Genomic DNA, 13660 nt, shown 5'->3' on the forward strand with positions numbered 1-13660 from the left:
GTCTCAAAGGGGCCCTTCACGACATCAGAGCCCTAAGCGGTCTTGTCCGCCAACGCCTTCCCGGCCAGTGCCTTCTCGGCCAAGGCCCCGAAGGTCAGGCCGAGCGCGGTCCAGAGCACCACCTGCGTACCCGCCGACGCCAGCCGGAAGGTCCACAGCGTGGAACCCGGGAACCCGTCGGGGACTTCGTCGATCGACGGCAACAGCGCCGCCGCCACCGCGATCACCACGACGTACCCGCCCGCGGCGATCAGGCCACCGCGCCAGGCGCCGAGCTTGTCGGCCAGCTTCCGGCCGAACGCCGCGGCGAGGATGCCGACCAGCAGCGAAAGCGCGACGAAGCCGAAGTACAGCGAAGTCCGGCTCCCGATCGTGCCCGCCTGCCCGACGGCAGGGGGATTCCCCGGGTACTTCAGGAACGGCACCAGGAACACGACCACGAAGGCGCCGCCCGCGAGGAGCGCCGCGGTCACCCGCGGCCGAAGGGTGCCGAGCCGTCCGTAGACGAACGCGAAAGCGAGCGAGAACAGCCCGCCGACCGCGACGCCGTACAGGCCGACGCCGGTCAGCAGACCCACGGTGCTCTGCACACCACGGGTGACGAGCTCGGCCTCGGCCTCGGCCTCGGCGGGGGCGTGTTCGTGGGCACCCGGCGCACTGTGCGAATGCGCGGAGGTGCCTTCGAGACCGATGGCGGTATCGACGGAAGGCTCACCGAAGAAATAGGCGAAAAGGGTCGCCAGGACACCGGCGACCAGGCCCGCGAGCATGCCGCGGACCAGCAAGGTCCTCATCATGGGGCGCTTGCCCGCCTAGTGGCACGGGAAGGCCAGCAGGTGCCGGCCGTCGTGGACGAACTCGTGGACGTACGAGTTCGCGAACACCGACACCGCACCCTGTTCGGCGCTGATGAAGTACAGCGTGATCAGCGAAAGGAGGATGACGAGCACCGCCCAGGGCAGGATCTCGCGGACGGGGATCCGGACGGGGACGGGTACTGCTGCTACCGCTTCGGACATGGCGGTGGGACCTCCTCGGGCTAGCGCGGCCTCTTCAGGGGTTACACGACGGCTCCGGGTCTGGCTTCCCCGATGGCTCGGAGTCACAGTGGCGCGACCGCGCGGAATCTCACCGCGTTCCGGGTGCCGTCGTCTGGCCGGTCGAGCGTAGGTCGCCACGAAGTGTCAGGTCAATGTGACGGAACCCGATCGGCGCAGGCTCGTTACCGCCGAACGGTCCGCGTGCCCCGCGCGGCGCATGCCAAAATCCAGCTATGACACCTGCGGTGGCGGCACTCGATGTCGGCGGAACGTCCATCAAGGCGGCCCTGTACGACGCTGACCTGAAAGACCTCGCCAGCCTGCGCGAGCCGACGGCGCGCGGAGCGGACGGCGAGGCGCTCGCGGACCAGGTCGCGCGGATCGTCGAAACGCTGGGCAAGCAGGCGGGCACCGGCACGCCCGACGCCGTCGGCGTGGTCATCCCGGGCATCGTCGACGACGTCGAGCGGGTGGCGCGGTTCTCGGCGAACCTCGACTTCCGGAACGTGCCGTTCGGCGAGATGCTCGACCGCAGGCTGGGGCTGCCGTTCGCGTTCGGGCACGACGTCCGCGCGGGCGGGCTCGCGGAGTTCCGGGTCGGCGCGGGCAAGGGCTGCACCGACGCCGCCTTCATCCCGGTCGGCACCGGGATCGCGGCCGCGCTCCAGCTCGACGGGAAGCTGTACGCGGCGGGTGGGCAAGGCGGCGAAATCGGGCATATCGACGTCGGCCACCGGTTGCCGTGCGGCTGCGGGGCGACCGGATGCCTCGAGGCGATCTCCTCCGCGTCGGCCATCGCCCGCCGCTACAGCGAGCACACCGGGCGCCCGGCCGAAGGCGCCGAGCAGGTGGTCGACGCCGCCCGGCACGGTGACGAAGCCGCGATCTCCGTGGTCAACGACGCGCTCGAAGGGCTCGGCCACGGCATCAAGACCCTGGTCACCTTGCTCGCGCCCGAAGTCGTCGTCCTCGGCGGCGGCCTGTTCACCGCGGGCGACTACGTCCTCGAGCCGGTGCGGGCGTGGCTGGCGGCGAACCTGCAGTTCCAGCGGATGCCCGAACTGCGGATCGCGCAGCTCGGCGACGAGGCCGGCAGGCTGGGCGCGGCGCTGCTGGCGCTCGACCGGCTCAAGCCTTGACCACCCGCACGCCTTCCTCCTCGAAGGCGAGCACTCGCGCGGGGTCCGCGCGGCCGTCGGTGACGAGAACATCGACATCGGTCGTCGCGCAGATCTTCGCGAAGGCGTGACCGCCGAGTTTTCCGCTGTCGGCGAGCACGACGACCTGACGGGCACGGGCCGCCATCAGCCGGTTCGTGCTCGCGTCGCCTTCGTGGTGCGCCTGCGCGCCGTGCACCGGGTCGAAGGCGTCCACCCCGAGGAACACCAGATCCAGCGAGATCTGGTCGAGGAACAGCTGTGACAGCGGCCCGGACAGGTCGAACGACTGCTGTCGCGCGACCCCGCCGGTCACCACGATCTTGATATTGGGCCGCACGGCGAGTTCGTGGGCGATGTTGAGCGCGTTCGTCACCACGGTGAGCGACGGCCCGCCGGTCGCCTCGCCCATATCCGGCCGGGTCGCGAGCGCGCGGCCCACTTCGGTGGCCGTCGTGCCGCCGTTGAGCCCGACCACCATGCCGGGGTCGACCATTTTGGCCGCGGCGGCGGAAATCCGTTGCTGTTCCGGCGCGTTGCGGGCCGCCTTGTGCCGTAACGGAAGGTCGTAGGCCACGTTGCTCGCGACGGCGCCGCCGCGAGTGCGGACCACGAGGTTCCGGCCGGCCAGGTGATCGAGATCCCGGCGGATCGTCGCGGGTGAGACACCGAGTTCGCCCGCCGAAACCTCGACGTCGACTTTTTCCCGCACTCCCACCATGTCCAATAAAGCCGTCAGCCGTTCATGGCGATTCATCTCCAGCTCCCTCCCCGAAGCGCGATGTCGCTTACCGCACCGGACAAAGTACTACGCGTCGCGATACGGGCGGAGGGAAGCAGCAGGTTTGGGACATCGGGAAGAAAAAGGCGCCGGCCACCCCCAGTGCGACCGGCGCCCGCTTTACGCCCGTTCCGGTGACGCCGGGCGGATAATCCGCCATCCGATCACCGGAACCGGCCGCAGTGCGTGAAGGATCAGCCCTTTCCGTCGAGTCCGCGCAAGAAGGCGAGTGACGGCATGAAGAAGTAGTCGCCGCCCTTCAAGGTCACCGCCTGCGGGATCGGATCCGCGGTCACCGTTCGCGTGCCCGCCCATTCCGCGGTGTAGCCGGATTCCGGGCGCGGGCCCTGACCGATCACCGGATCGAGCCCCGGCGGCTTGACCCCGTCGTCCGGGATCGGGAACCCAGGGTTGTTCGACCAGTTCGCCTGGGTGAACTCGAACTGGTCGCCCAGTGCCGAATTGAACGCCATGAACAACAGGCCGACCCCGCCGCTCGGCCGGGCCGAAGGCGGCAGGTCGGCGTTCGGGTCGTCGGCCCGTTCGCCGTACGGCACGCCTCGCCGCGCCATCAGGTGCAGACGCTCCAGCGGTGGCTCTTCCGCGCCGCCGCTGCCCCGCGGATTCGTCTTCCGGATATGGGCCTGGAAGGGGCATTTGGCGCCGGCGGCGTCGTTTCCGTAGTCGAAGTTGTTCGGTACCGGACTTTCCGCGCCTGCTTCCCGTTGCGCGGTCAGCGGCGTTCCGTCCTCGAACCGGCCGACGATCATCGCCCCCGCACGTTCCCGGTCTTCGCCGACGAGACCCAGCTGATCCGCCAGAGCCTCTTCCGACTGCTTGAACCGCCGCACGTTCTGTTCCAGTTTGCGGAAAACGAAGTAGCTGCCGAAATGCACCGCGGGATCGGGAGCCGCGTGATCGGGGACGAGCACCTGGTTCAGCGGCGCGGTCGGGTTCCAGACAGTGATCCCGTCCGATTCCGTCTTTTCCGCGCGGATGTCCTCGATCAGGAAGAGCGGCTGGCTCCGGCCGTCGACATAACCGAAATGTTCGATCCCATCGCCGTTGACGTTCAGACGGCCGAATCCGGTTTCCTCGGCGACCACGGAAATCGTCGGCGGAATCAGCGCCAGAACCTCGTTCCGGCGTGCGGTCATCGCCGCGTCCGCGCCGTCACCGATGATGACGACGGCGTGGATCTCGTCGTGATATCCACTGTCGAATGTGGAGCGCGGCGGGTCGTTCAGCTTCTCGCGGATCTCTTGCGCGCGCATGCCCACCAGGAAGGATCCGTCTTGTGGTCCCTCGATCTTCAGGAACCGGTAGCCTGCCGACGTCAGCCCGGTGCCGACGTAGGGCGTTCCCTTCACCCCTTCGGTCTTGAAGCGCTCGACCTCGGTCAAGTGGGTCTTCGCGGACTTCATCAGCGGGACGAGCGACGCGAGGAACTTCTTCGCGCTCGCGGCCTCCGAAAAACGGAGGAAAAGCGCGGAAAAATGGTCGCGATTGTGTGCTTTGAGGATGTTCGGCTGTAGTTCTTCGAGCATTTTCGCGGCGTCGCCGGTCGCGGTCTTCCATTCCAACGGCATGCTCAGGTCGACGGACATATCAAGGAACCCCCTCCTCGGAAACCCGTCCGGCGGCCAGGCGGATGGTGCCGGTCCCCGCCGCCGTCCGGGTCTTACCCCTTGATACAACCGATACCGAAACCTCGCCGTCCTCACCCGCAAGTACCCTCTTTCGGCGGTTTTATCACCCGAAAGAACCAGTGCGCCGGTCACGCCCCGCAATTCGTCACCTACTTGCGAGAGTCGCGCGCGTCGCCCAAGTACATGAAGGCCCCCTTCCTTGCGCCTGACGCAAGGAAGGGGGCCTTCATGTACTGAAAAGGGTCGCCTAGGTGAGCGGCCGGTCGGTCGGCGCGATCGGGGCGGGCAGCACGTCCCGCCCGGTGAGGAACGCGTCCACCCCGGCCGCGGCGGAGCGGCCTTCGGCGATCGCCCACACGATGAGCGACTGGCCGCGGCCCATGTCGCCCGCCACGAACACGTTGTCGACGCTGGTCTTGAAGGACTTGTCGCGGGCGACGTTGCCACGCTGGTCCAGTTCGACGTCGAGCGACTCCAGCAGGCCTTCCCGCTCCGGGCCGACGAAGCCCATCGCGAGCAGCACCAGCTGCGCGGGCAGTTCGCGTTCCGTTCCGGGAACCGGGACGAACTTGCCCCCCTCGTTGCGCACCTCGACCAGCTTCAGTGCGCGCACGCGCCCGTCGGCGTCGGCCGCGAACTCCTGGGTGTTGACCGAGTACAGCCGCTCGCCGCCCTCCTCGTGCGCGGACGAGACGCGGTAGATCATCGGGTACGTCGGCCACGGATGCGCGTCCGACCGCGAAAGCGGCGGCTTCGGCATGATCTCCAGCTGCGTCACCGACTTCGCGCCCTGGCGGTGCGAGGTCCCGACGCAGTCCGCGCCGGTGTCGCCGCCGCCGATGACGACGACGTCGAGGCCCTCGGCGCTGATCGGCGACACGTCCAGCTCGCCGGCGGCGACCCGGTTGGCGTGCGGGAGGAACTCCATCGCCTGGTGGACGCCGTCGTGCTCGCGGCCGTCGATCGGCAGGTCGCGCCACGCCGTCGCGCCACCGGCGAGGACCACCGCGTCGTAGGACGACTTCAGTTCCTCGACGGTGAGGTCGACGCCGACGTTCACCGACGTCCGGAACTCCGTGCCCTCGGCCCGCATCTGGTCGAGGCGCCGGTCGAGCCGGTGCTTCTCCATCTTGAATTCGGGGATGCCGTAGCGCAGCAGCCCGCCGATCTTGTCGGCCCGCTCGAAGACCACGACACTGTGGCCCGCGCGCGTGAGCTGCTGCGCCGCGGCGAGTCCCGACGGGCCGGATCCGACCACCGCCACCTTCTTGCCGGTCTTGACGACCGGCGGTTCCGGCGTGACCCAGCCTTCTTCGAAGGCCCGGTCGATGATCGAGATCTCGACCCGCTTGATGGTGACGGGATCGTCGTTGATCCCGAGCACACACGCCGTCTCGCACGGCGCCGGGCAGAGGGTCCCGGTGAACTCCGGGAAATTGTTGGTCGCGTGCAGCCGCTCGGCCGCCTCACGCCAATCGTCGCGCCAGGTCAGGGTGTTCCACTCGGGGATGAGGTTCCCGAGCGGGCAGCCCTGGTGACAGAACGGGATGCCGCAGTCCATGCAGCGTCCGGCCTGCTTCTGCAGCTTCGACGTCGCGAAGTCCTCGTACACCTCGCGCCAGTCCATCAGGCGCAGGTCGACGGGACGGCTCTTGGGCGTCTCGCGAGTGGTGGTCAGAAAGCCCTTGGGGTCAGCCATGTGCGGCCTCCATGATCGCCTCGTTCACGTCACGCCCGTCACGCTCGGCCTCAGCCTGCGCCGCGAGCACGCGCTTGTAGTCCTTCGGCATGACCTTGCCGAACCGGTCGACGGCGGCGTCCCAATCGGCGAGCAGCGTGCGCGCGACCGCGGACTCCGTTTCGTCGTAATGCTTTTCGAGTGCCTCGCGCAGGAAGTCCACATCGGACGAATCCAGCGGGTCGACGTCGACCATCTCCGGGTTGATCCGGTGCGCGGGCAGGTCCAGCACGTAGGCGACACCGCCCGACATGCCTGCCGCGAAGTTGCGGCCCACGTTGCCGAGCACGACGACACGGCCACCGGTCATGTACTCGCAACCGTGGTCGCCGACGCCCTCGACGACGGCCAGCGCGCCGGAGTTGCGCACGCAGAACCGCTCGCCGACCTTGCCGCGGATGAAGATCTCGCCGCTGGTCGCGCCGTAGCCGATCACGTTGCCCGCGATGATGTGCTCTTCGGCGTTGTACCGCGCCACCTTCGGCGGCCGCACGATGAGCCGTCCACCGGAGAGACCCTTGCCGACGTAGTCGTTGCCGTCGCCGTAGAGCCGCAGCGTGATGCCCTTGGGCACGAACGCGCCGAACGACTGACCGGCGGTCCCGGTGAAGGTGACGTCGATCGTGTTGTCCGGCAGGCCTTCGCCGCCCCACCGCTTGGTGAGTTCGTGGCCGAGCATGGTGCCGACGGTCCGGTTCACGTTGCGGACCGGCAGTTCCAGCCGCACCTTGTCCCCGGAGGACAGCGCGCCCTCGGCGAGCTGGATCAGCGTGTTGTCGAGCGCCTTCTCCAGCCCGTGGTCCTGCACCGTCTGCTGGTGCCGCAGACCGGCCGGGGCCATCGCGGGCACGTGGAAGATCGGCGACAGGTCGAGCCCGGCGGCCTTCCAGTGATCGATCGCCTTGCGCTTGTCGAGCATCTCCGCGTGGCCGACGGCCTCGGCGATGGACCGGAAACCCAGCTCCGCCAGGTACTCCCGGACCTCCTGCGCGATGAACTCGAAGAAGTTCACCACGTACTCCGCCTTGCCGCTGAACTTCTCGCGCAGCTTGGGGTTCTGCGTCGCGACGCCGACCGGACAGGTGTCGAGGTGACACACCCGCATCATGATGCAGCCGGACACCACCAGCGGAGCGGTGGCGAAACCGAACTCCTCGGCGCCGAGGAGCGCGGCGATGACCACGTCACGGCCGGTCTTGAGCTGGCCGTCGGTCTGCACGACGATCCGGTCGCGCAGCCGGTTGGCCAGCAGCGTCTGCTGCGTCTCGGCGAGCCCGAGTTCCCACGGGCCGCCCGCGTGCTTGATCGACGACAGCGGGGAAGCACCCGTGCCGCCGTCGTGCCCGGAGATGAGCACGACGTCCGCGTGCGCCTTGGACACACCGGCCGCGACCGTGCCGACGCCGACCTCGGACACGAGCTTCACGTGGATGCGCGCGGCCGGGTTGGCGTTCTTGAGGTCGTGGATCAGCTGGGCGAGATCCTCGATCGAGTAGATGTCGTGGTGCGGGGGTGGCGAGATCAGCCCGACACCCGCCGTGGAGTGCCGCGTCTTCGCGATCCACGGGTACACCTTCGCGCCGGGCAGCTGGCCGCCCTCGCCGGGCTTCGCGCCCTGCGCCATCTTGATCTGGATGTCGTCGGCGTTGACCAGGTACTCGCTCGTGACGCCGAACCGGCCGCTCGCGACCTGCTTGACCGCGCTGCGGCGTTCGGGATCGTAGAGCCGGTCCGGATCCTCGCCGCCCTCACCGGTGTTCGACTTGCCGCCGAGGCGGTTCATCGCGATGGCCAGGGTTTCGTGCATCTCCGCCGAAATCGAGCCGTAGGAGATCGCGCCGGTCGCGAACCGCTTGACGATCTCGGAGACCGGCTCGACCTCGTCGATCGGCACCGCGGGACGCTGCCCGATCTTGAAGTCGAACAGGCCGCGCAGCGTGTACAGCTTCTGCGCCTGGTCGTCGACGGCCTTCGTGTACTCCTTGAAGACCTCGTACTTCCCGGCACGGGTGGAGTGCTGCAGCTTGAACACCGTCTGCGGGTTGAACAGATGCGGCTCGCCCTCGCGGCGCCACTGGTAGTCCGAGCCGGTCTCCAGCTCGCGATGGTTCGCGCGGAACCCGTCGCGCGGGAACGCCCGGCGGTGCCGCTCGGCGACTTCCAGCGCGAGCGTGTCGAAGCCGACGCCGCCGAGCCGGGAAGTGGTACCGGTGAAGCAGTTCTGGATGACCTCGTCGCCGAGCCCGACCGCTTCGAAGATCTGCGCGCCGGTGTAGGAGGCCACTGTGGACACTCCCATTTTCGACATCGTCTTGCGGACGCCCTTGCCCAGCGCCTTGATCAGGTTCGCGGTGGCCTGCTTGGCGGTGGCACCGGGGATCAGGCCCTGGTCGGCCATCTCCTCGACGGTCGCCATCGCCAGATACGGGTTCACCGCCGCGACGCCGTAGCCGATCAGCAGCGCGATGTGGTGCACCTCGCGCGCGTCGCCCGCCTCGACGATGAGGCCGACCTGCGTGCGGGTCTTCTCGCGCACCAGGTGGTGGTGCACCGCGCCGGTGAGCAGCAGCGAGGGGATACCCGCGTGGTCTTCGTCGATCCCGCGGTCGGACAGCACGATCAGCCGCGCGCCCTCGGCGATGGCCGCGGACACCTCGGCACGGATCTCGTCGAGCCGACGCACGAGCGCCTCGCCGCCGCCGTGGACGTCGTAGGTGCCGTGCACGGTGACCGCCTGGAACTCCGGAAGGTCGCCGTCGTCGTTGACGTGCACGAGTTTCGCGAACTCGTCGTTGTCCAGTACGGGGAAGGGCAGCACGATCCGGCGGCACGACTTCGCGTCGGCCTGAAGCAGGTTCGGCTGCGCGCCGAGCTGGGTGCCGAGCGCGGTGACGAGTTCTTCGCGGATCGCGTCCAGCGGCGGGTTGGTCACCTGGGCGAAGAGCTGGATGAAGTAGTCGAAGATCAGCCGAGGACGGCTGGACAGCGACGCGATGGGGGAGTCGTTGCCCATCGAGCCGATCGGCTCCGCGCCGGTGCGGGCCATCGGCTGGAGCAGGACGTCGAGTTCCTCTTCGGTGTAGCCGAAAGCCTGCTGACGGCGCACGAGCGCGGCGTGCGGAGGGATCTCGCGCTCACGCTCGGGAAGCCCGTCGAGCGGGAGCAGCCCGTCCTCGACCCATTCGTCGTACGGGTGCTCGGTGGCGAGCCGGTCCTTGATCTCCTCGTCCTCGACGATCCGGCCGGCGGCCGTGTCCACGAGGAACATGCGGCCCGGCTCCAACCGTCCTTTCCGGACGATCGTGGACTGCTCCAGCTCCAGCACGCCGACCTCGCTGGCGAGGACGACGAGGCCGTCTTCGGTGACCCAGTACCGGGCGGGGCGCAGGCCGTTGCGGTCGAGCACCGCGCCGATCTGGGTGCCGTCGGTGAACGAGACCAGCGCGGGGCCGTCCCACGGTTCCATCAGCGTCGAGTGGAACTCGTAGAACGCGCGGCGCGCGGGGTCCATCTCCTGATGGTTCTCCCAGGCCTCCGGGATCATCATCAGCACCGCGTGCGGCAGCGGCCGCCCGCCGAGGTGGAGCAGCTCCAGCACCTCGTCGAAGGACGCCGAGTCGCTCGCGCCGCGGGTGATGATCGGGTAGATCCGCTTGAGGTCACCGGGGATCAGGTCGGATTCGAGCAGCGCCTCACGCGCGTCCATCCAGTTGCGGTTGCCGCGCAGGGTGTTGATCTCGCCGTTGTGGGCGACGTACCGGTACGGATGCGCCAGCGGCCACGACGGGAAGGTGTTGGTGGAGAACCGGGAGTGCACCAGGCCGATGGCGCTGGTGACGCGCTCGTCGGTGAGGTCGGCGAAGAACTTCTCGACCTGCGGCTCGGTGAGCATTCCTTTGTAGACGATCGTGCGCGAAGACAGGCTTGGGAAGTACACGTCGTCCTCGACGAGCTCGTGCTCGGCGCGTTTGCGAACCACGAAGGCGGCGCGTTCCAGGGCAAGGCCCTCCAGCGCGTCCTGTCCTGTCAGGAACAGCTGGCTGAAATGCGGCATGGTCTCGGCCGCGCCCGTCCCGACGTGGTCGGTGTCGACGGGGAGGTCGCGCCAGCCGAGCACGCGCATGCCCTCTTCGGCGGCGACGCGCTCGATGGTCGTCATCGCCCGGCCGCGGGCGTTTTCGTCCTGCGGAAGGAAAGCCGTGCCGACGGCGTACGCGCCGGGCTCGGGAAGTTCGAAGCCGACGACCTCGCGGTAGAACTCGTCGGGGACCTGGATGAGGATCCCGGCGCCGTCGCCGGTCTCCGGGTCGGCGCCGCGGGCTCCGCGATGTTCCAGGTTCCGCAGCGCGATCAGTGCTTTGGCGACGATGCCGTGATCGCGTTTACCGGAGAGGTCTGCGACGAACGCGACACCACAGGCGTCGTGTTCGAACTCCGGGTCGTACAGGCCTTCGGGGGCCTTGCTGCCCTTGTAGCTGGCATGGTGGGTCACGGCTGGCCGCCTCCCAAGGCGTCGGCGCGACCGGTACCACTCCGTTCGGGTGGTTCGTACGTGAACCAGTTAACGGAGTGGTCCGGGACCGCGATGGTCAGTCGAGAGGGAACGATCCCGCCCGCGGAAACGGGGGCAGGCCTCGTAGAGCCGCACTGCACTGGGCGGCCGATGCGCATATCGGTACTGCTGTGCACATGGGTGCCGTCTGGCCACTGTGGTGGGCGGCTGACGGGTACACGTGTTACTCCCGGGTTCGCCGGTCTTATGACGATAGTGTGAAATCGCTGTTATCGACATACGTCTCTTGGTCGGGGTGGGAAATGCCACGCGGGCGTTGACTTCAAACATCATCTGCCCACTGACTGGAATGAGATGTCCACTGAGTGGGGCACCGGCGCTCTGACCTGCGTAAACGATCGCCCACCTAGTCCGAAAGTGTGACCTGGGTCGCGCGGGAGAGTGGGTTTCACCGGTGTTGCGGTGACCCGCGGTGACCGGCGGATCGCCCGAACGGCAGAGCGTCCTGCCTGGTTTGAGAGGCTTGGCCGATGGCGGATCGTTATCTCACCGTGGCGGGCACCGGGGTCCACGAGATCGAAATCCGGCGGTCACGCTTCCTCTGCGCGCTCGCCCCGGTCACCTCGGAAGAGGCCGCGCGTGCGGTGATCGCCGCCAGGAAGAAGGCCGATCCGGCGGCCCGGCACCACTGTCACGCGTTCGTGTTGGGCGCCGATGGGCGCGCTCAGCGTTCCAGTGACGACGGTGAGCCCGCGGGCACGGCGGGCACCCCGATGCTCGAGGTGCTCCGCCGCCGGGAGCTGACCGACACGGTCGCGGTGGTGACCCGGTACTTCGGCGGGGTGCTGCTCGGCGCCGGCGGCCTGATCCGCGCGTACGGGCAGGCCGTTTCGGAGGCCGTCGACGTCATCGGCGTCCGGGAGTACCGGCGGCTGCGGCTGGTGGAGGTCGTCGTCGACTACGACCGGGCCGGACGGCTGGAGAACGACATCCGCTCGTCGCCGTACCTGCTGCACGCGACCCGCTTCGAGGACGTCGCCCACTTCGACGTCGGGCTCGCGCCCGACCAGGGCGACGCGTTCCACGCCTGGCTCGCCGACCTGACCGGCGGGGAGGCCCTCGCCGAGGAGATCGGCGAAACCTGGCTGCCCACCCCGCGACTCACGTGATCAAGCCCGTAACTCACGTGATTGGAGGCGTAACTCGCGTGATTGAAGGCGTAACTCTCTGATCACGTGTGTACGCCTCTGATCACGCGAGTGACGTCTCTGATCACGCGAGTGACGGGTCTGGTCACGGGTGGGTGCGGGCCTGCCACTCTTCCAGCGTGATGGCGTACTCGACCTCGCCCTCCTCCGTGCCGGGGATCGGGTTGTCGAAGTGCTCGTGATAGGTCCGGACGTGCCGCATCCCGATCTTCTCCATGACCCGCCGGGACCCCAGGTTCACCGCCATCGTCCCCGCCCAGACCCGCTGGGCACCCAGTTCCGTGAAACCCTTCTCCAGGAGTGCGAGCGAACCTTCGGTCGCGTAGCCCTTGCCCCAGGAAGACCGGTTCAGCCGGTAGCCCAGTTCGGGATCGTCCGTGTGATGACCACGCAACGGACGGAAATGGAACCACCCCAGAAAAGACCCGCTGGATTTCTCGATCGCCGCCCAGAACCCGTAACCGGGGAAACGCTCGTAGTAACCGAGAAACGCGGGAAGGTCGTGTTCTTCGATCTCCGCCCTGTCGGCGGGTTCGCCCCCATTGAGGTATCGCATGACTTCTGGGTCGTCGTAGAGCGCGAACAGGTCGTCGACGTCGGCGTCGGTGAACTGTCGCAGCAGGAGCCGCTCGGTCTCCAGAAAGACACGCATCGGCAAAGCGTGGCGCCGAGGGCGTGCCCGGGCAACCCGTTTTACGCGGCGACCCCGGGCCTGGCGAGGCCGCCCAGCGCCACCGCTCCGGCGTCGGTGAGCAGGGCGGGCACGCGCTCACCCCAGTGGCCGCCCCTGGCGGGCGCCACCAGGCCGAGGTGGGCCAGGCGGTGCGCGGTGTGCTGGTCGCAGCAGGCGAGGCCGTCGACGAACAGGTCCGGCTCGCAGCTGCAGCTGATTTCGGCGTGGCCCTCGGCCACGGCTCTCAGGGTGGCCCGCTCACGATGGTTCAGTTCCGTCCGAACGTCCATGGCGTGCCTCCTTTCTGTTCCGCTCTGAACAGTGAAACCCATACCCCCGACAGTTTCCGTCTTCTCCGATGCGAAGTCTCGGATTTAGGGCGTACTCAAGGGTGGTGTGTCGCGTATTCAAGGGTGAACACCTAGGGGTTCTCACCCGGTATTCGGCGCGGAAGCGGTTCCAGCTCGGTCTTGCGCAGATGCCGGAAAATGATCGAACTCCGGAATCCGATGATCTCTTTGCGCTTCGCCAACCGATCCACCAGGAATGCGTGGAGCTGATCGACGTCCTGCGCGGCGACGTGGATCAGGAAATCATCGCTGCCCGCGGTGACGAAGACCGAAAGGACCTCCGGCAATTCCGCGACCGAACGCTGGAAGGAGTCGATCACCTCCCGGCTCAGCGGCCGCACCTGCGCCGAGACCATCGCCTGCACGCCGCGGTTGAGGCTGCGCAGGTCGATGTCCGCGTGATACCCGCGGATGACGCCGCGCTCCCGCAGCAGCCGCGTGCGTTCCAGGCAGGTCGACGGCGCGACGCCGACCTTGCGGGCGATGTCGCGGTTCGACTGCCGCGCATCCGCCTGGAGTTCCCGGATGATCGCCGAATCAAGTTCGTCCAT

Annotated in this window: 11 protein-coding genes; 2 read left to right on the forward strand and 9 right to left on the reverse strand. The window is 68.1% G+C overall.

Annotation, left to right across the window (positions count from 1 at the left end; translation table 11 throughout):
* Nucleotides 1-32 precede the first annotated feature (32 nt).
* Together DL990_RS28150 and DL990_RS28155 are read right to left on the reverse strand one after the other, a co-directional pair.
* On the reverse strand, nt 33-797 hold the full coding sequence (locus DL990_RS28150) for a CbtA family protein (protein ID WP_125800435.1): 765 nt from the start codon (nt 795-797) through the stop codon (nt 33-35).
* Between the two features lie 15 nt (nt 798-812).
* Nucleotides 813-1019, reverse strand: a complete 207-nt coding sequence (locus tag DL990_RS28155; protein ID WP_005162643.1) for a CbtB-domain containing protein — start codon at nt 1017-1019, stop codon at nt 813-815.
* A 266-nt stretch (nt 1020-1285) separates the two neighbouring features.
* Here DL990_RS28155 and DL990_RS28160 point away from each other — a divergent pair, with 266 nt between their 5' ends.
* Nucleotides 1286-2179: an ROK family protein gene (locus DL990_RS28160; protein ID WP_125785777.1), complete on the forward strand. Its 894-nt coding sequence runs from the start codon at nt 1286-1288 to the stop codon at nt 2177-2179.
* On the opposite strand, the gene DL990_RS28165 is transcribed toward DL990_RS28160, so the two are convergent.
* The 4 genes from DL990_RS28165 to gltB all read right to left on the reverse strand — a co-directional run bounded on the left by DL990_RS28165 (nt 2169) and on the right by gltB (nt 10857).
* Nucleotides 2169-2954 (reverse strand): DeoR/GlpR family DNA-binding transcription regulator, encoded by a 786-nt coding sequence (locus DL990_RS28165; protein ID WP_125785734.1) that lies wholly within the window; start codon nt 2952-2954, stop codon nt 2169-2171. The genes DL990_RS28160 and DL990_RS28165 overlap by 11 nt on opposite strands.
* Before the next feature lie 218 nt (nt 2955-3172).
* Complete coding sequence (locus tag DL990_RS28170; RefSeq protein ID WP_125800436.1) at nt 3173-4585, reverse strand: Dyp-type peroxidase; 1413 nt, start codon at nt 4583-4585, stop codon at nt 3173-3175.
* A gap of 289 nt (nt 4586-4874) precedes the next feature.
* Complete coding sequence (locus tag DL990_RS28175; protein ID WP_125785736.1) at nt 4875-6326, reverse strand: glutamate synthase subunit beta; 1452 nt, start codon at nt 6324-6326, stop codon at nt 4875-4877.
* Nucleotides 6319-10857 carry a glutamate synthase large subunit gene (gltB, locus tag DL990_RS28180; RefSeq protein ID WP_125800437.1) on the reverse strand — a complete coding sequence of 1513 codons (4539 nt, stop codon included), beginning with the start codon at nt 10855-10857 and terminating at the stop codon, nt 6319-6321. The genes DL990_RS28175 and gltB overlap by 8 nt, the downstream gene beginning before the upstream one ends.
* 551 nt (nt 10858-11408) lie before the next feature.
* Between gltB and DL990_RS28185 the strand changes: the two genes are divergently transcribed.
* Nucleotides 11409-12047 (forward strand): YigZ family protein, encoded by a 639-nt coding sequence (locus DL990_RS28185; protein WP_125800438.1) that lies wholly within the window; start codon nt 11409-11411, stop codon nt 12045-12047.
* 124 nt (nt 12048-12171) lie between these two features.
* Here DL990_RS28185 and DL990_RS28190 read toward each other — a convergent pair whose 3' ends face one another.
* The 3 genes from DL990_RS28190 to DL990_RS28200 form a co-directional block, all read right to left on the reverse strand.
* Complete coding sequence (locus DL990_RS28190; RefSeq protein ID WP_125800439.1) at nt 12172-12738, reverse strand: GNAT family N-acetyltransferase; 567 nt, start codon at nt 12736-12738, stop codon at nt 12172-12174.
* 41 nt (nt 12739-12779) lie between these two features.
* Nucleotides 12780-13049, reverse strand: coding sequence for a hypothetical protein (locus DL990_RS28195; RefSeq protein ID WP_125800440.1), 270 nt, complete (start codon nt 13047-13049; stop codon nt 12780-12782).
* Nucleotides 13050-13180: 131 nt separating this feature from the next.
* Nucleotides 13181-13660, reverse strand: a complete 480-nt coding sequence (locus tag DL990_RS28200; protein ID WP_125785741.1) for an Lrp/AsnC family transcriptional regulator — start codon at nt 13658-13660, stop codon at nt 13181-13183.

Source organism: Amycolatopsis sp. WAC 01416, assembly GCF_003947485.1.
In the GTDB taxonomy this organism is placed as follows: Bacteria; Actinomycetota; Actinomycetes; order Mycobacteriales; family Pseudonocardiaceae; genus Amycolatopsis.

Excerpts from the sequence above, each read along its gene's own strand:
- DL990_RS28200 (WP_125785741.1), bottom strand. The coding sequence starts at position 13,660 with ATGGACGAACTTGATTCGGCGATCATCCGGGAACTCCAGGCGGATGCG.
- DL990_RS28155 (WP_005162643.1), bottom strand. The coding sequence starts at position 1,019 with ATGTCCGAAGCGGTAGCAGCAGTACCCGTCCCCGTCCGGATCCCCGTC.
- DL990_RS28185 (WP_125800438.1), top strand. The coding sequence starts at position 11,409 with ATGGCGGATCGTTATCTCACCGTGGCGGGCACCGGGGTCCACGAGATC.
- DL990_RS28195 (WP_125800440.1), bottom strand. The coding sequence starts at position 13,049 with ATGGACGTTCGGACGGAACTGAACCATCGTGAGCGGGCCACCCTGAGA.
- DL990_RS28150 (WP_125800435.1), bottom strand. The coding sequence starts at position 797 with ATGATGAGGACCTTGCTGGTCCGCGGCATGCTCGCGGGCCTGGTCGCC.
- DL990_RS28165 (WP_125785734.1), bottom strand. The coding sequence starts at position 2,954 with ATGAATCGCCATGAACGGCTGACGGCTTTATTGGACATGGTGGGAGTG.
- DL990_RS28190 (WP_125800439.1), bottom strand. The coding sequence starts at position 12,738 with ATGCGTGTCTTTCTGGAGACCGAGCGGCTCCTGCTGCGACAGTTCACC.
- DL990_RS28175 (WP_125785736.1), bottom strand. The coding sequence starts at position 6,326 with ATGGCTGACCCCAAGGGCTTTCTGACCACCACTCGCGAGACGCCCAAG.
- DL990_RS28170 (WP_125800436.1), bottom strand. The coding sequence starts at position 4,585 with ATGTCCGTCGACCTGAGCATGCCGTTGGAATGGAAGACCGCGACCGGC.